General features: G+C 67.7%; 15 protein-coding genes. 12 read left to right on the top strand and 3 right to left on the bottom strand.

What is annotated here, in order from left to right; translation table 11 throughout:
- Positions 1-379 precede the first annotated feature (379 nt).
- The 3 genes from QH276_RS31295 (at position 380) to QH276_RS31285 (ending at position 3,128) form a co-directional block, all read left to right on the top strand.
- Positions 380-970: a hypothetical protein gene (locus tag QH276_RS31295; protein ID WP_163847926.1), complete on the top strand. Its 591-nt coding sequence runs from the start codon at positions 380-382 to the stop codon at positions 968-970.
- Positions 971-1,206: 236 nt separating this feature from the next.
- Positions 1,207-1,722 carry a hypothetical protein gene (locus QH276_RS31290; RefSeq protein WP_280198133.1) on the top strand — a complete coding sequence of 172 codons (516 nt, stop codon included), beginning with the start codon at positions 1,207-1,209 and terminating at the stop codon, positions 1,720-1,722.
- 158 nt (positions 1,723-1,880) lie between these two features.
- Positions 1,881-3,128, top strand: coding sequence for a nucleotide sugar dehydrogenase (locus tag QH276_RS31285; protein WP_280400144.1), 1,248 nt, complete (start codon positions 1,881-1,883; stop codon positions 3,126-3,128).
- A gap of 4 nt (positions 3,129-3,132) precedes the next feature.
- On the opposite strand, the gene glmM is transcribed toward QH276_RS31285, so the two are convergent.
- The gene (glmM, locus tag QH276_RS31280; protein WP_163848120.1) at positions 3,133-4,464 is read right to left on the bottom strand and encodes a phosphoglucosamine mutase; all 1,332 of its coding nucleotides are present in this window, start codon (positions 4,462-4,464) and stop codon (positions 3,133-3,135) included.
- 84 nt (positions 4,465-4,548) lie between these two features.
- Between glmM and QH276_RS31275 the strand changes: the two genes are divergently transcribed.
- From QH276_RS31275 to QH276_RS31265, 3 genes are read left to right on the top strand one after another with little or no spacing between them, the layout of a single operon-like run.
- Positions 4,549-5,286, top strand: a complete 738-nt coding sequence (locus QH276_RS31275; protein ID WP_163848122.1) for a glycosyltransferase family 2 protein — start codon at positions 4,549-4,551, stop codon at positions 5,284-5,286.
- A complete protein-coding gene (locus QH276_RS31270; protein ID WP_280198135.1) occupies positions 5,283-6,725 on the top strand; it encodes a hypothetical protein in 1,443 nt (480 codons plus the stop codon). Before QH276_RS31275 ends, QH276_RS31270 begins: the two co-directional genes overlap by 4 nt.
- Positions 6,722-7,381 carry a histidine phosphatase family protein gene (locus tag QH276_RS31265; RefSeq protein ID WP_163848127.1) on the top strand — a complete coding sequence of 220 codons (660 nt, stop codon included), beginning with the start codon at positions 6,722-6,724 and terminating at the stop codon, positions 7,379-7,381. Before QH276_RS31270 ends, QH276_RS31265 begins: the two co-directional genes overlap by 4 nt.
- A gap of 61 nt (positions 7,382-7,442) precedes the next feature.
- Here the strand turns inward: QH276_RS31265 and QH276_RS31260 are convergent, their stop codons facing one another.
- Positions 7,443-8,216: a helix-turn-helix domain-containing protein gene (locus QH276_RS31260; protein WP_163848129.1), complete on the bottom strand. Its 774-nt coding sequence runs from the start codon at positions 8,214-8,216 to the stop codon at positions 7,443-7,445.
- Between the two features lie 173 nt (positions 8,217-8,389).
- The gene (locus QH276_RS31255; protein WP_256666936.1) at positions 8,390-9,139 is read right to left on the bottom strand and encodes a helix-turn-helix domain-containing protein; all 750 of its coding nucleotides are present in this window, start codon (positions 9,137-9,139) and stop codon (positions 8,390-8,392) included.
- 816 nt (positions 9,140-9,955) lie between these two features.
- Here QH276_RS31255 and QH276_RS31250 point away from each other — a divergent pair.
- The 6 genes from QH276_RS31250 to QH276_RS31225 form a co-directional block, all read left to right on the top strand.
- Positions 9,956-10,759 (top strand): hypothetical protein, encoded by an 804-nt coding sequence (locus tag QH276_RS31250; RefSeq protein WP_163848133.1) that lies wholly within the window; start codon positions 9,956-9,958, stop codon positions 10,757-10,759.
- Positions 10,756-11,994 (top strand): cutinase family protein, encoded by a 1,239-nt coding sequence (locus tag QH276_RS31245; RefSeq protein ID WP_280198142.1) that lies wholly within the window; start codon positions 10,756-10,758, stop codon positions 11,992-11,994. The genes QH276_RS31250 and QH276_RS31245 overlap by 4 nt, the downstream gene beginning before the upstream one ends.
- Positions 11,991-13,121: a lipase family protein gene (locus QH276_RS31240; protein ID WP_163848136.1), complete on the top strand. Its 1,131-nt coding sequence runs from the start codon at positions 11,991-11,993 to the stop codon at positions 13,119-13,121. Before QH276_RS31245 ends, QH276_RS31240 begins: the two co-directional genes overlap by 4 nt.
- Positions 13,122-13,228: 107 nt before the next feature.
- Positions 13,229-13,957 carry a hypothetical protein gene (locus QH276_RS31235; protein ID WP_163848137.1) on the top strand — a complete coding sequence of 243 codons (729 nt, stop codon included), beginning with the start codon at positions 13,229-13,231 and terminating at the stop codon, positions 13,955-13,957.
- Entirely contained in the window at positions 13,954-15,756 is a 1,803-nt protein-coding gene (locus QH276_RS31230; RefSeq protein WP_280198144.1) for a BTAD domain-containing putative transcriptional regulator, read from the top strand. The genes QH276_RS31235 and QH276_RS31230 overlap by 4 nt, the downstream gene beginning before the upstream one ends.
- Positions 15,757-16,510: 754 nt before the next feature.
- On the top strand, positions 16,511-16,853 hold a 343-nt coding region (locus QH276_RS31225), incomplete at its 3' end, for a MarR family transcriptional regulator (RefSeq protein WP_348536963.1).

The following is a 16,853-nucleotide window of genomic DNA, read 5'->3' as shown; positions in this document are numbered from 1 at the left end:
GGGCCCGAGTGTCTGCAATCCCTGAGCGCCGACGCCTATCTCGGTGGTCGCGCCAACCGTGATGAGTACGAATAAGGCCCCTTTCGACGTGAGGATTTTCTATGCGATACCCGGAGCACGGCACTCGCCGAGCCCGATTCCCCGTTACTCGGCTCCGGAGCCCGAACTGGTGGCCCGGCCCGCGTGGCGTGGTGGCCATGCCCTCGCCCAGCATCGGCGATCGGCGCCGGTGATGGGCGGTAAGAACCGGAAACGCCCCCACGCTCACACCGGCCGCCACTCCCGCCGCCGCACCAGTAGTCGTAGCGCTGGTGGTGACCGGGCGCGGTCGGTGTCGCGGTATCCCGGGGACTCGCTGATCGAGGTGCTTCTGTTGTGCATGATCGGCCGGCGGGCGCAGGTCGAAACCAGCGAGCATGCCGGCCCGGGTGTGGCACAGGTGTGGGGGTTCGGCTGTGTCGATGAAGCGACCGCGCACGACCAGGAGTGCATGCCGTTCACGACAGCGGAACTCGCGGTCGGTGGTGCGGTGCTGGAGTATGCGTTCGGCTTGCATGAGCAGATTCCGGGTATCTGGGGATACGGGCTGGGCTACCTCGGGCCGATCCGTTCCCTGGCCCCGGGTGTCCCGATGGCCGGTGACGCGCGCCGTGCCATCGCCGAGGGCCGTATGGATGACGGTCAGGTCTGGGAGCTGGAGTTCTCGGCGGTGATCTACGACGCCCGTGGCCGGATGCACACTGCCACCCTTCCCCTTCTCACGCCCACCGGTCTCCCGACGTTCACTCACACCGATATCGCGACGAAGACAGACGAGTTCGTGGACGCTTTCCATGCCGATGGGATCGATACCGATCTCTGGTTCGCCGCCCTCGCTCTCGATATCTGGCGTAACGAACGACTGCTGCACCGCCTGCTACCACGACTGTCCGCCCTCAACCCGGCCGATTTCTCCGATGACAGTGGGTGAACAGCCGAACCGCCTCCGCCGGCTGGCCCGCAGCAACTCGCCCGGGAAGCGCGGGAAGCCTGGTCGGCGATGATCCTGGGATCGCTGGCCATGCACCAACTTCTCCACCACACCCGCCCCCACCGGCCCGAGCCCGCCCCGGCCGTCGCCGAGCGCGCGGCTCGCCACCACTCCACTCCACAATCTCTCGGGCATCCATCCGCCACCGAGACATTCACCCCTGCCGAGGAGCAACCGTGATTTCCCTGCACCACATCAGAGTTGCGCTGGCAACTGTTGCCGCGCTGACCGCGCTCGTTGCCCTGGCCTGCGCCACCTCGCTGCACCGGTCCGGCACCGGCGAGACGCCGCGACTCACTCATCACACCGCCCCGCTCGCCACACCAGACTCCTCGGTCGATATCCAGGCCGGGATCGACTCGCTACTCCTTGGTACCCGCTACTGCGTCCACGTGACTCCCGCTCCAGCCGCCACCGACGGAGCGCAGCGCTGGAACGTCGAACTGGTCCAGCAGGTCCCGGGCGAAGTCATGCTCGACACCTGGCGACCCGAGCTTGGAAACTGCCCGCTGGCTCCGGCGTTCGTGGACTTAGGGCGACGCTACGAGACGCTGGCCGCCGGTTTGAATGCTGGGACGCACCGACAGCCCCGCCGACAATCACAGCCCGGTTCCGCAGCCACAACGCATCCAGGTCTATACGGTCCCCGCGGTGCCCCCAGCGATGTGAGTGGATTATGCCTCGATCACTGAATGGGAGCGTTGCACGGTTGGCGCGGGCCGCCCGTCGTCGGTGGTTGTGGATGGGTAACCGGCGTAACGACCTCGGACACTGCGCCGAGTCCCCTCATCGGGGGTGTATCCGTCTGGGCCTTTCTGTCGCCGCGCCGTCGTTTTCAAGGAGTGTCGCTGTGAAGTCCCAGCGTGTTGTCGTTGTCGGTCAGGGATATGTGGGGTTGCCAGTGGCGATGCTCGCCGTTGCGCGTGGTTTCGAGGTGACCGGATATGACGTCGATGCTGACCGGGTTGCGCGGCTCCGTGCGGGCCGCTCGTTTATCGGGGATGTACCGGATGCCCGGTTGCAGGCGTCGTTGCAGTCGGGTTTGTATCGGGTGAATGCGGATGAGGATGAGTTGCGTGGGTTCGATATTGCGGTGATCGCGGTGCCGACCCCGGCGCTGGCCGGTGAACCGGATTTGAGCTACGTGGAATCGGCGGCGAAGGCGCTGGCCGTACACCTGCGCCCTGGTGCAACGGTGATCCTGGAATCCACGACCTGGCCGGGTACGACCGAGGAGGTCGTGGTTCCGCTGCTGGAAACGTCTGGGTTGCGCGCCGGTGCCGATTTCGCGGTGGGGTATTCGCCGGAGCGAATCAATCCAGGTGATGGGCTGGCGGGGATGGCGGCTGTGCCGAAGGTGGTGTCCGGGATCGACGCTGCCTCGTTGCAGCAGGTGGCCGGGTTCTGGGCTGCATTGGTCGAGACGGTGGTCGTCGCGCCGGATATCCGGACTGCGGAGTTCTCGAAACTGCTTGAGAATGTGTTCCGGCTGGTGAACGTGAGTTTGGTCAACGAACTCACCCAGCACGCGGGCGCACTGGGTGTCGATATGTGGGAAGCGGTGCGACTGGCAGCCACCAAACCCTACGGCTATATGCCGTTCACGCCCTCCGCGGGTGCGGGAGGCCATTGTCTACCCGTCGATACCAAATACCTCACGTGGTGTATCCGGCAGACCGGTGGGGTCGCGGCGGTGGTGGAGGCCGCCGATGAGGTGAATGCGCGGATGCCGGGCTGGGTCGCTGGCCGGATCGTGGCCGGGTTGGCTGCTCGTGGCCATCGGCCCGCCGGTGCGCGGGTGCTGGCGATCGGGATCACCTACAAGCGCGATGTCGCCGATACACGCGAGTCCTGCGCGATCCAGGTGGTCGCCGCGCTCCGCGCCCACGGCATCAACGTGCAGGTATATGACCCCCTTGTGGCGGCGGACAGAGCCGATGTCACCGGCGAGTTGACCGCGGCGATGATCCAGGCTGCCGATGTTGTGGTCGTTCTGGTCGATCACAGCTGCGTCGACCTGGAGATGATCGCCGAGGCCCGGTATGTGTTCGATGCTCGTGGATGCCTGGCAGGTCGTGCCAATGTGGAAGTGCTGTAGTGGTTCAGGCGACCGCTTCGATGCTTGCGATGAGTTCGGCCGCCAGCTCGCGCACCAGCGGCTCGTCACGGCCTTCCACCATGACCCGGATCACGGGTTCGGTGCCCGAGGCGCGCAGCACGATTCGGCCGGCGTCACCGAGGCGGCGGGTGGCGGCCTCGGTGGCTGCGGCGACGTCTGGTTCGTTGGTCAAATCGAAATGTGCTGGTACCCGCACGCTTTCGAGTACTTGCAGGTAGCGGGGCATCCCGGCGGCGAGTTCGGCGAGGGAGGACCCGGTGGTGGCGAGAACCCCGAGGACGGTGATGGCCGCGGCCAGGGCGTCTCCGGTGGGGGTTTTGTCGAGCATCAGCAGATGTCCGGAGGCTTCGCCGCCGAGGACGCCGCCGCGGTCGGCGAGGGTCTCCAGGACGTAGCGGTCGCCGACTTTGGCGCGCACCAGCTCGATTCCGTGGGAGCGCAACGCTTCTTCGAGTCCCATGTTGGTCATGACGGTGCCGACCACCGGGCCGCGCAGTTCACCGGCAGCGTGGCGGTGGGTGGCGAGGACGTAGAGCAGCTGGTCGCCGTCGATCAGCGCACCGGTGTGGTCGACCATCAGCAGCCGGTCACCATCCCCATCGAAGGCGATGCCGAGGTCGGCGTTCTGGGCGACGACGGTGTCCTGCAACAGTTGCGGGGCGGTCGACCCGCAGCCCTGGTTGATGTTGGCGCCGGTCGGTGTAGCGCCGATCGCGGTCACGTCTTTGACCAGGTCGCCCAATACCTGCGGGGCCACCTGCGCGGTCGCGCCGTTGGCGCAGTCGACGACCACCTGCAGCTGCGAGATATCGGCGGTGGCGGGCAGCAGGCCGGTGCAGAACCGGCCGTAGCGGTCGAGGGCGTCGTCGAGTGCTGTGAGCTGGCCGAGCTGCGGGGAGGCGAGGGTCTTCACCGGGTCGTCGAGAGCGTTTTCGATGCTGATCTCGGTGGCATCGCTGAGCTTGCCGCCCGTGCGGTCGAAGAACTTGATGCCGTTATCGGAGGCGGGGTTGTGGCTGGCGCTGATCACGGTGCCCAGTGCCGCGCCGGTCGTGGTGACCATGTGCGAGATCGCCGGGGTCGGCAGCGCCCCGACCGTGCGGACATCGACACCGGAAGCCAGGAACCCGGCGGTGAGCGCGGCCTCGAACATCGGCGCCGATTCCCGGGTGTCGTGCCCGATCACTGCACACTGTCCGGCCAGATCGAGCACCTGGGCCGTCGCCGAGGCCAATCTCATCGCGAAATCGCTGGTCAGCGGGAATTCTCCGACCCTGCCACGGACCCCGTCGGTCCCGAAATAGCGGCGACTCATCAACACCTCTCTCATCGGTTGCTGGCGCGGCGAGCCTACGCCACACCGATACCTGCCCTGCCCCTCGAACGAATGGAGCCCGCCGTGCCCCACCGAGTTGTCATCATCCCCGCTCACCACGAGCCCGAGACCGTCGGGGCAGTAGCGGCAGCCGTCCCCGACTGCCTCGAGGCCGATGTCCTCGTCCTCGACGACGGCGGAAATGGGGTCTTGGGTGAGTTGCCGCCTCGTGTCCAGGTGCTCGAGGTGCCCGGCCAGGGCTCGACCGGCAACGGGGCGGTGGTGCGGTTCGGTCTGGCCGCAGCCCTCGACCGCGGAGCTCAGGAGATCTACCGCCTCGATGGCGACGGCCAGCATGATCCGAGGTACCTGCCCGCCGCCGCCGAGGCACTTCACCACGGCGCCGATGTGGTGATCGGCTCGCGATTCCACCCGTCCTCACCAGCGCCGGCCCCCGGACCGGTCGACCGGCTGCTGCTCACCGAATCGATGCGCCATCTCGTGCACCAGCTCACTGGGCTCCAGCTCACCGATGTGATCTCCGGGTTCTGGGCGTTACGCGCCGAACTCGCCGGCGAACTCCTGCCGCATCTGACCACTACCGGGTATGGATTGACTCTCGAGCTGCTCTGCCGGGCCGCTCACGCCGGTGCGGCCATCGCCGAGATCCCGCATCCGCAGATCTACGCGGGCACCGCCCGGATGACCACCAAATACGCCTCCGACCAGCTCACAGCCCGCTGCGCTCGTGCAGGAACCTACCTCGCGGTGCTGTCGACCGTAGCCGCAGATCTCGGACTCACCCTGGGTGCGGCGTCATGACCACTGCCACCGGAATTGCCGAGCACTGGATGCGGGATGCGACCCGGATCGACCCGGACAGAGTGCGCGCCTATATCGCCGCCGCACAGCGTGAGCGCGCGGTTTACCGGCTCGATCCCGAGCGGGCCTGGCGCTACCAGGATCAGCCCGCGCTGCTCGCTGCACACGGCGACCATTTCGATCTGGCGATTCTGCCCGCGCTCACCCACGTGGTCCTACCCACCGGTGTCACCGCCCGGCTTCGCCGGATCGGGCCGCTGCTACGGGCGGCGCTGACCACGTGCGCCGACCTGATCCCGGCCGACGAAACCTCCCGAGCATTCGTTTCCGCTGGTGAAAAAGCCGAAAGCCTCGGGCTCTCGGCACGCGTCCGCGACACCGCCACGATCGCGGACTGGATCCGTGTGGACTACGTTCTGCGCGAGAGCACCGAGGGACCGCAACCGGTGATCGTGGACATCAACCTCATGCCCGGAATGACCCACACCACCGCAGCAGTCGCCGCACTACATCGCCGGCTCCTGCTGCCCGACAACCCCCAGCTCCGGGACGAGTTCGCCGCACTCGACCACTACGACATCGACCCGATCGACCGGATGCGTGAACGCTACGCGACCACCGTCGGCGCCGACACGGTGCATTTCGTGGTCCGCCGCGGGCACGGCCTGGAACCCGATGTCACCTCCGCCGCCCGTTCCCTGACCCGACGCGGCCGAGTGCGCGGCGTGCTCACCTACGCCGAAAACCTCTCCGCCCTCGATAACGGCTCCCCGGTGGTGGTTCGCCAAGCGCGCACCACCACCAAACACCTCGACCCCAGCCACAGCGACCAAGAACGCGCGGCCATCAACGACCTGCTGATCCGCGCAGGCCGTGGTGATCTCTCCTGCTATCCCGGACCGCACATGTACATGGAATCCCACGCCTGGCCGTACTTCATCGCCACCGCCCCCTACGCACAGCACCTTCGCCACCACCTCGGCGAACGCGACTATGCGACCCTCACCGCCGCTCTTGCCTCGACCGGAATCGTCGCTGATGGCCGGATCCAGTGGGCCAGCGGGGCCACCGAGCCCATCACCACGGACTCCCTTCACCGGCGCGTGATCAAACGCGGAACCTCCACTGGCGCCGAAGGGGTCGAAGTCCTCGCAGGGAACCGCGGCCGTTGCGCATATCGGCAACGAGCCGCCACCGCCCTCACCGGCCGGACCGAACCAGGCTGGGTTGTGCAGCACTACATCGACAGCCGCAAAGACACCCACCTCGTCGCCGACACTTCCGGGGCAATCCGGCCGGTCACCGGGTACTTGCGCTACGGCGCCTATTACGCCGCCGGCTCCTACATCGGTGGCTACGCGCTGCTCTCACCCCAATCACGAATGGTGCACGGCGGATCTGCGACCCACTGGCTCACACTCGCCGGACAACCACGATGACCCGACTGCTGCTCATACGGCACGGCGCTGCCGCCAACCACGGACTCATCGCCAGCACCCGAACCTGCCGCGGCCTGTCCCCACTGGGCCACAACCAAGCCCGAGCCCTCGCCCAGCGCCTGGCCACCGAACAGCGAAACCTGCGGACGACCACCGTTTACACGACCACCGTGCCCCGCGCCCGTCAGACCGGTGAACACCTTGCCCACGTACTCGGTGTACCGCTCCGCGCCGAACTCCCAGGGCCGAACTACGGCACCGCCGAGGGCCGATACCTCGCCGAAGTACTGGCTCGCCGCGACGTGCCTCCCGCCCTCGAACCGGAAACCCCCTTGGCGGAAGGAGCGGAGCCGTGGACGAGACTGAGTAGCCGCGTCAGCCACGAACTGGCCATCATCACCGACCGACACCCCGGTGAAACCGTCGCCGTCGTCTGTCACCGCCAGAACATCGTCGCCGCAACGCAAAGCTTCCTCGGCGCACCACCCACAGTGGAGCATGTATCGATCGAGCTCGGCCCGACCTCGATCACCGATTGGCAACAGCGCCTGGTTCGAGGAACCAGGACAAGCTCAACCAGCCGCTACCGGTGGGTTCTTCTGCGCTGCAATGACCTCAACCATCTCAACGAGGTCGACGGAGCCAGCGCTGGTTGAATCAATTCGGGCGCCCTCCCGTGCCGGGGACCCGGCAGGGCTGGGGGCTCGGTTGATGTTCTCAGCACGCGATCGGGGGCGTGTTGTAGAGGCCGTGCGTGATGAGGATGTCGGGGTAGGCGCTGTATTCGTCGACTTCGAAGCTGAGGGAGAGGTGTTTGTTGGCGCCGGGTATTCGTATTCCGGTCGGCGCCGGGCGAGACCAGCGGTAGGTCACCTGCATCGGGGTGCAGTCCCATACACGGCGGAAATCGGGGTGTGCTCGCAGTGTCCGGAACAGCGTTCGTGCTCGGGGCAGGTCGCGGTATCGGCCCATTGCTGCGCGCACGAGTGTGACGACGTAGCGGAGTTCGTCTTCCCAGTTCTCGATGTTGTCGCGGCCGGCGGTCGACAGTATCCACAGAAGGATGTTGTCGTCGGCTGCGGCGAGGCCGGGCATCACGCGGTGGAATAAGCGGTTGCTGTGCAGGACGGTCTGGAGGGGATCGAAGTAGGCAGCCACGATCTCGCAGGAGTCGAGGTGATCGAGGTGGTGGTGGACGCCGATTTCGGTGAGGTGGCGGCGGAGTTCGGCAGCGGCTGGGAGGTCGGCGGACGGTTGGCACAGGTCGTAGAGGTGCTGTCGCTGCGAGGTGTCGAGGTCGAAGCAGTCGACCAGGTTGGCGAAGACACGGGAGCTGGGGATGGTCCGTTTCCGGATGATCTGGTGGAGGTAGGAGACGCTGATCCTGGCTTCGTGGGCGGCGGCTTCGCGGGAGAGATGATGTTGGTGTCGTAGGTATTCGAACGAGTCGTGGAAGTCGGGCATGCCGGTGAGCACGGGGAGCTTGGGCATCACCGCGCTCGTCTCTGCGGTAGTAGGTGGGTGATGTCTGCCGGGCATGCAGGGCTGGGTGCCGGTGCGGGGCGATGGTGATCGACGGGTGTGAGCGTGGTTTCCATTCGTGTACTCCTGTTCGACCGGTCCCGTTGGTGGGCGCGGGCGGGTGGGGTTGGGGTGCGGATCGGTCAGGACGGCGGGCCGTCGCGGTAGGCGAGGAAGAAGTGGAGATCGGGGGAGCCTTGTGCGCCGAGGTGGATTCGCGCGGTGCACGGCTCGCCGGTGGCGGGGTCGTGCACGAGGATGGGTTGCTCGGTTCGGAAGCCGTAGGCGACCGAGAGGCTGGTGTCCCACGCCTGAGCGAAGGCAGGCGCGTCACGAAGCTGCTGGTAGAGGGTGAATGCAGCCGGGGTTGTGCGGTGGCGTCCGAATGCGCCGCGGAGGGAAGCGACCAGGTGGGTGGCCGTGCTGTTCCAGTGCACGACAAAGGCTTCGGCGGTTGGTGTGGGAGAGTCGGGGTGGAAGAACCATAACGCGATGTTGTCGCGGTAGTGCTCGACGTCGGGCAGTTCTGCTCGGAAACGGTCGTTGGCGAGGACGACGTTCCACAGGGGATCGAGGTAGGCGCCGGCCAGGTTACGTCGATCGAGGTAGGCCAGTTTCGCGCGGTGCTCGGGAGAGCCTGCGCGGGCACGCAATTCCGACACCGGCGGCAACGGGATCGCGGGTTGAGCGAGGTCGCGGGTGTGGCGCTGCTGGGCATGATCGAGGTCGTAGGCGACGACCAGATGGTCCAGCACCGCCGAAGAGCACGCGACGGTGCCGTACTCGATCTTCTTGAGCAGCTCGGTACTGACATGCAGAAGCCCGGCGGCACGCGACCGGGTGAGGCGGCGCTGTTCACGGACCCGGCGCACCCAACCGCCGAAGTCAGGCAACTCCGATTCAGCACGGCCAGGGCGCGCCGCACGACCGGGGCGCCGTCGCCGATCACGAGCCGGGTTCGTTGTCTGGTTCACGTCAAGCCCCTCCTACTACAGTCTTCCGTAGAACCTTCACTGTGAGCTACCTTGAAGGGTTAACTCCCCCGAGTTGATCTCGTTCTTACCAGAAAACAAAAGACCCGGCCACACCATTCGCTGTGAAGTGGCTGACGAATAGCTGAAGCCCTCGGAGTGGCCCGAGTGCAGCATTTTCCGTGCCTTCCGTCAATCGGGACAGGCGTCGGCAGAATTCTTCGACTGACACTCCTATTACCCCTTTCTCCTATAAGTGCTGGCCACGGTGTGCGGCGGCAGGGGTAACGACTTCAACAGCAGAATCGTTACCTGTCGAAAGGCTGGCGTGGCAGGGTTTTCCGGGGCTGTGATGGTGGGGTATCGCACCTCCTCCGAAAGGGAAACCTGTGGATCTCTACTCGATTCTGACGCTGCTCGACGCCGGTGTGTCGCTGGCCTCGAGTGTCCTGAACTTCGCTACGCAGGCGTTCGGTCTGGCGTTGCCGTTCCTGTGATAGTCCGGCCTATTTCCCTCTAGTTGAGGGAAATTATGGACCGGCACTCCCGGCTGCGGTCCGCAGCCGGGAGGTGCGGGAATTGGTCGCGCTCTCGCGCAATTCCCGATCATTTCTGATTTTCTTTCTCCTTCGATCGGAAGGGTTATTTGTCGTGCCCGAAAAAGGGAATACATCCTCGGTTGCCGCCGCGCTGCCAAGGCTGGGGGGTCGCCGCGCATGCCTGCCCTATGGAGGGCGGATGCTGTGGGGTGGCCGCCTGGTCGCTGCCGGTGCTGTACCGGTGCTGATGCTGCTGGCCGCCCAGCACGCGAGTGCGGTGACGCTCGCCCCGATCGCCGACCAACCCGGGGTCACCGCGCCGGCCCAGCCCGGCACCGAGGCTCCCGCTCCGCCTCCCGCCCCACCCGCGCCGGCGGTGTATCCGGAACAGCCGCCCGAGGTTCGCAACGGCCCGGCTTCGCGACCCGCCCCCTCGCCCTCGCCCGCGCCGCCGGTGAATGTGGTCGAGCTGCATGCCCCGGCGCCGGTCGAACCGGTGGCTCCGATCGAACCACCGGCGGACATGATCCGGATCGGCCAGACACAGTTCCCCGAGCCGGAGTGGCTGCCACCGGAAGTCGGCGACACGATCAACACCGTCAGTGCCGACCTCGAAGCCCAAGCCGCAACCTTCCTGGACTCGGTCGGTATCCCGGCCGGGCGTTCGGATCGGGTCGCGGGAGCCACCGTCGCCGGAGCCGGGGTCGGTGGCGCGATCGGCGGCGCGGTGGCCGGGGTCCCGGCCGCGGCGGCGGGTGCGGTCGTGGGTGGGCTGATCGGCGGCACCATCGGCGGTATCGCCGGGGCTGCGCTCGGCACGGTCGTGGCAGTGCCGGTGATCGGCACGGTCACCTCCGGCGTGGCGGGTACCGCGTTGGGTGCGGCGGCGGGTGCGGTCGTGGGAGCGGTGGTGGCTGGGGTGCCCGCCGCGGCGGCCGGTGCACTCGTCGGCGGCACCGTGGGCGCGGGATTCGGCGCGGGTGTGGGAGTGGGGCAGCCGTGACCCGGAGAAGCGCCCTCGCCGCAGCAGTCCTGGCAACGGTCGCCAGTGGCCTGTGCCTGCCGGGTTCCAGTGCGGCGCAAGCCCCCGCCGCAGGCCAGAGCTGCCCGGTGTTGTGGGTGCTCGGGGTGCAGGGCACCGGCGAGTCCTCGCCGGGTGCCTCCGAGACCGCCGACACCGGGATGCTCGGGCACCTGCTCGGTCCGGTGGTGGCCGCCGCACCGGATCTGGTGGCGCGCACCTACATTCCCTATCCGGCCGCGTTCGGGGGAGCGGTCGGCACCGGCGGCGGCAACGACCCCTACACCCACTCGGTGGGTGTAGGGGTGGCCGCGCTCACCGACACCGCCGGGCAGATCGCCACAGCGTGCCCCGGCACCGCCCTGGCCGCCGTCGGATACTCCCAAGGCGCACAGGTGGTCTCGCATTTCGCGCGAACCGTCGGAGCCGGCCAGGGGCCGGTGGCCGCCGATCGAGTCGCGGGAGTCGCGCTGTACTCCGATCCCGAACGGAGCCCCGGTTCGCCGGTGATACCCGGCCGCCCTGGCCAGCTGGTCCCGGACCCGGCCCCCGGCACCACTGGTGCGGCGGTGTCGCAGGTGGCGTTCACCGCCGATCCCGCCTCTGGTGGCGGGATCGCTACCAGAGGCGGCGTCGACTACGGGGCGCTGACCGGCCGGGTCGCCGACATCTGCGTCGAAGGTGACCTGAGCTGCTCGGCACCTGATCGCGCCGCACTGTTGCAGGTGGCCGCCCAGATCGCGGCCCAGGCCGACCTCCGCGATCCCATCGCCGCGCTCGGCTCGATCCAGTCGCTGCTGTCCGGAGTACTCGGTGACACCTGGACCACCGTGCTGCTCAACGACTTCCAGATCGGTCCCCGCTCGGTGGACTACATGCCTACGTCGAGTCTGGCCCAGCGACTCACCGACGCTGCCGACACCCGCAACCCGCCTCCCGGACCCGACGAGGCCACCGCCGCGGCGGGCCGGTGGGCGCAGATCACCACGGTGGTCGCCGGAGATCCGATCATCCAGTTGCCCCGCCTCGCCGCGCAGTTGTCGGCGGCGTTCGGGCAGCTGGTCACCGACAACGCCGACCTTCTCGATCCCAGGGTGTGGCTTCGCTACACCGACATCCCCGGCCGCCATACCGGCTACGCCGCCGCCGGGCTGCTCGCCACCGGTGCGGCGTGGATGACCGCACTCGCCCACGACCTAGCTGGGAGCCAGACGTGAACATCATCGACTTCTATCAGACACCGAACCTGCGGGAAGGGCTGCGGCCCGGCGATCTCATGCGCACCCGCCCGGTATTCACTCCACAACTCGACGGTGCGGCCGACGCGTGGCAAATCGTCTACGTCTCCAGCAATTCCCGCTCCCAGCTCATCGCGGCCTCGGCGATCGTACTGATCCCCGACACTGCACCCGAGCCCGGCAAGACCGCGATCCTGCTGTACTGCCCACCCTTCCACGGCCTCGGCGGGCCGTGCGCGCCCTCGCAACTCCTGGCGACCGGCAGCGAACCCGACACCGCCCCGATCGAAGCGGCCCTGGCGCGGGGATGGGCGGTGGCCATCGCCGATGGCCACGGACTCGGCATCGGCCCCGGACCCCACACCTTCCTCGCCGCCCGCACCGGGGCCAGGCTCGTACTCGATCTCGCCCGCGCCGTCTACCGAGGCGCGAACCTCGAACTGCCCATCGCCCCGGTTGTGGTCTGGGGATACGCCGACGGCGGGCGCGTCGCCGCCGCTACCGGCGAACTGCAGCCGTGGTACGCCCCCGAAGTGGACCTACGCGGGGTCGCCGCCGGCGCCGTCGCCTCCGACCTCGCCGCCGTAGCCCCGGCAATCAGCCAGGGCGCGACCGCAGGACTGGGCCTGGCCGCACTGATCGGGCTGGCCCGTGCCTACGACCAGCTTCCCCTGCGTCATGTGCTCACCGAGGCCGGTGGGATCGCTGCCGCCGAAGCTCAGCACCTCACCGGTGCTCAGCTGCTGCAACAGTTCTCCCACCCGTTGGCGCATTGGTGCCGCCGCCCCGATCCCTGGAACGACCCCTGGTGGCGGCGAGTGCTCGCCCTGGAAACCCTCGCCCACGTCACGGCGGCGACGCCGCTGCACCTGTATCACGGCGAGCTCGACACCCTCGTGCCCGTGCACGCCGGCCGGCGCACGCTCATCGCCTACCGGCAACGCGGCACCACGGTGACCTGGCGCGAGTACGACGCCGACCACCGCGCGACCGCGCAGCAGGCCATCCACCATGTTCTGGCCCGGCTCGCCGACCACATCACCAGCCGACCGGCAACCTCACCCCTGCAGATCGAGACCGAGGACGAGCACACGAGCCGCCCCTGACCCCTCCGGGGAACCCTGCCCGCACCTCCGCTCTTCCCCCTGCCGGGTGCGGGCAGGCCCCCGGAGCATCCCACCGACCCGCGATCAACCCGGACGAGGCGAGATGAATGAGGTACCCCGACACGCCACCCGATGATGAGGACCGCTGGGTGTGGCTGGACGAGCCGCGACCCGCCTCTACGCTGCACGCCGTGCCCGGCCCCGATCTGCATCCAGATCTCGACCCGGACCCTGAATCATCAGGGGATCGTTGGCTGGGCGCGCTGCCGCGGACTCCCGATACCGCTGACACGGGCGGCTACCGGTCGTGGTGGGCCACGGTGCGGCATCGGTTACCGGCCGGGGCGTGGGCGGTGCTGGCCGCTGTGGTCGCGATTCTGATCGGTGTGGTGGCGGTGTCGGTGGATTCCGGTGACGCGGGCGAGGCTGCGGTCACCACGGCGGCACCGCCGAGTTCGGCACCCGCGCCTGAGGGCGCGTGCACCGGGTTGTCGGGCACCGTGGTTACCGACCGGGCCGGTGACCCCGCCACGGTGCCCGGCGTGATCGCCTCTTTTCAGGCCGCCTACTATCTGCGCCGTGATGCCGAGGCCGCGATGCGGCTGCTGGCGCCCGAGTCCGGGATCGTCGTCGACGGGCTCGCCGCGGGCATCGTGTCGATCCCGCGTGGCACCACGCATTGTGTGGCGATCACCCCGATCTCGTCGACCACCGCGAACGTGCACATCGTCGAACTGCGCGCCGAGGGGCAACGCATCGACTACCTCCAAGTCGTCAACACCCGCCCCGGCCCAGACGGTGCCCTGCTGATCAGCAACATCCAGAGGCAAGGATGAAGACCGGCGCGCCGGCGCCGCTACTGATCGCGGTAGCGGGCCTGAGCCCACGCGCCGGGACCACCACAGTCACCCTCGTTCTCGCCCACACTTGGCCGGGCCCGGAACCCGCTCTGATCGTGGAGGCCGACCCCGCAGGCGGGCAGCTCGCCGACATGGCCGGCGCCGACCCGTATCTGGGGTTGGCGAGTCTGGCCCGCACAGTTACGCCTGGTGAGCCGATCGACCCGGATAGCCTGGCCTGGCACGTGCAGTTCCTGCCCGGCGGGGAGGCGCTGCTGGCCGCGCCACCACACCGCGACCCCGACCGAGCCGTATTCACCGCTGAGCTGCTGGCCGGCCCGTCCCCGACCTGGCGCAACCTCGGGGTTACCGTGTTCGCCGACTGCGGTTTCCCCCAGCCGGATTCGGACCTCGACCCGGTTCTGGCCGCTGCCGATGCCTGCCTGGTCGTCGTGCGCGCCGATCACTGGGACCCCGAGTCGGCCGCCCGCCAGATCCGCGTACTCACCCACAACAGCCGCCACCGGGGGATCGTGCTCGTCGGTGCCGACGCCCGCGGAGAGTTCGCCACTGCCCTCGGGCTCCCGCTACTGGGCGCCCTGCCCGACCGCCGGGCGAGTGCCGAGGCGCTGCTGCACGGTACCCGCGCGCCGCGCCGTCGCCCGCACCTGCTCCGGGCAGCCCGAGATATCGCCACGGACTTGAATATCCAGCTCCGCAACCCCCTCCGCGGTGCCCGGCCCGCAGAACCGCCCGCTGGGGCCGCCGCCCGCCGTAACCGCCGAAACCGCCGCCAGAGCGCCCCTCCGACGATCTATCGCCTCGAACAGTCACCTGCGCCCACACCGCATCCCCGCACACCCGCGCCTGTGGTCACGGAGTCCACTGCACCGCCGCCGGCCTCCGAGCCTGCCCTCGGGCGTCTGCGCGAGGATGCCGGCCAGCCTGTCGAGGACGAACTCACCGGCACAGCCGAGCCCGGTCCCGGCACCGAGACCGCGGACTCCCCACCGGTTCCGGCGCCACAGGCGGCTGCGCCTGCCCTGACATTGCGGGTCTTCGGGCCCACACGGATCTTCTGGCGCGATCGGGGTACTGCGGAGACGGTGGAGGTCACCGCGCAATTGCAGCCCCGCATCCGTGAGCTGCTGACCGTGCTCGCCCTGCACCCGGAAGGGCTGTCGCGGGCCCAGTTGATCGACATGCTGTGGGGCGAACGCCCACCCGAACGGGGCACCAGCGCGCTCACCAACACTTTGAGCCGGCTACGCACTTCCCTCAGCGCCGCGACCGGCGGGCAGATCACCGGGCTGCTCACCGACGACCGGACGCACTACCGCCTGTCCGACACGTCGGTCAGCGTCGACTACTGGGACTTCAACGCCGCCGTCGCCGAACGCCGCCGCGCCGCCAGCGACACCGACCAGGCCGCCGCTGCCCGCAGAATCGCGGAGCTGGCCACCAGCGAACTGGCCAGCGACCTCACCGACACCTGGGTGGAAGCGCTCCGTGAATCGGCGCGACGCAACGCTCTCAACGCGTTGAGCTGGCTGGCGATCCGCAACACCGAAAACGACCCGCGTGCCACCCTGGGCCTGCTCGAGACAACTGCCGAAAGCGACCCTTACAACGAAACCGTGTGGCAAGACATTCTCCGCCTGCACGCCCGCCTCGGCGAATACGCCGCCCTCGCACGAACCTACTCACTCCTCACCCGCACACTCGCCGAAATAGGCCAAACCCCGAGCCCCGAAACCCAGCAACTCCTCGAACAACTCCGCCGCACCCGCCATTAGAGGCGAACCAGCCCGGATCATTCTGTATTTGACGAATTCAGATCGCCGCGTAGATATCATTGCTACGATCATGGAAAATCATGCGAAATGGCCTGATCCGCATTTTTCTACATATTCTGAAAGGCGTCGATCAGAGCCTATTTCGGCGGCTGATCGGCTTCTGTTTGGGCGAGGCGGTTCGATCGGGGTGGGGTGGTTCGATGAAAAATAATCCGTGCACTGTTCGGTGGTGAGGTTCCGTGCACTATTCGGTGCAGTGATCAAACCGGACCACCCTGCCGGGGCGAAAGTGCAGGTAGGGCGGCATGTATCCGCCTGGGTGTTACCCGGGATTGTCTATACACAAAGCTGTATAGACATGCTCCGGCGGTGCATGTATCCGCATCCTTCCGGCTGCCCTCCTGCTGACAGTCGCCTCTCATCCTCCCTTGTCCTCCCTATATCTCAATTCCTTTTCATTTCTTATTCTTCTGTTCGGCTTTAATCGGCCTTGTCGTTTGAAGCACCGGCGTGGCCGGCCCGATGCTGCGCGCATTTCTTTCCTGTCTTGCGCGGTCGAATTCGCGTGACAGAGGCGGAATTCCGGAAATATTTCGGCCTTTTCGGGTTGTGAGCACACTGTGGGTCGAGCTAGCGTCGAGCCGTTCCCGGAATTCGCCGGGAAATTCCGCAAATCCTATTGGTGGCCTCGCCACACGTATGCCACGATCCGCGCTGTGGTGCGTGAAATGGGATGGAACTTTCAGGAGATGAAATGGCAAACAATGCGACCCCGGCCCCCGCAACCGGTGCTCGTTTGGGCAATGGTGAATTGCGGCGCATGGTGGCCGGTGCGCTGGCGAACAATCCGGGCGGTGAGCTGTCACCGCGTGAGATCGCGAAAACCCTCGCGCGTTCTTCCGGGGCTGTCGGTAACGCGCTGGAGGCACTGACCGGCGCCGGGCACGCCGACCGCACCTCGGCCTCGCCACGCCGCTACCGCGCCAACGCACACACCGCCGCCGCTGCCGCCCCGGCCCCCGTGCCCGCCGCCACGCCTACCTCGGCCCCGGCTGCCGCTGGGTCCGCCACCCCGGCTCCGGCGCGCCCCAAACGGG

It is taken from the genome of Nocardia carnea (assembly GCF_029869215.1).
In the GTDB taxonomy this organism is placed as follows: domain Bacteria; phylum Actinomycetota; class Actinomycetes; order Mycobacteriales; family Mycobacteriaceae; genus Nocardia; species Nocardia carnea_B.
This window is presented reverse-complemented; position numbering and strand designations above follow the sequence as displayed.

Coding starts and splice junctions, on each gene's coding strand:
- QH276_RS31295 (WP_163847926.1), top strand. CDS start 380: ATGATCGGCCGGCGGGCGCAGGTCGAAACCAGCGAGCATGCCGGCCCG.
- glmM (WP_163848120.1), bottom strand. CDS start 4,464: ATGAGTCGCCGCTATTTCGGGACCGACGGGGTCCGTGGCAGGGTCGGA.
- QH276_RS31270 (WP_280198135.1), top strand. CDS start 5,283: ATGACCACTGCCACCGGAATTGCCGAGCACTGGATGCGGGATGCGACC.
- QH276_RS31265 (WP_163848127.1), top strand. CDS start 6,722: ATGACCCGACTGCTGCTCATACGGCACGGCGCTGCCGCCAACCACGGA.
- QH276_RS31260 (WP_163848129.1), bottom strand. CDS start 8,216: ATGCCCAAGCTCCCCGTGCTCACCGGCATGCCCGACTTCCACGACTCG.
- QH276_RS31250 (WP_163848133.1), top strand. CDS start 9,956: ATGCTGTGGGGTGGCCGCCTGGTCGCTGCCGGTGCTGTACCGGTGCTG.
- QH276_RS31235 (WP_163848137.1), top strand. CDS start 13,229: ATGAGGTACCCCGACACGCCACCCGATGATGAGGACCGCTGGGTGTGG.
- QH276_RS31230 (WP_280198144.1), top strand. CDS start 13,954: ATGAAGACCGGCGCGCCGGCGCCGCTACTGATCGCGGTAGCGGGCCTG.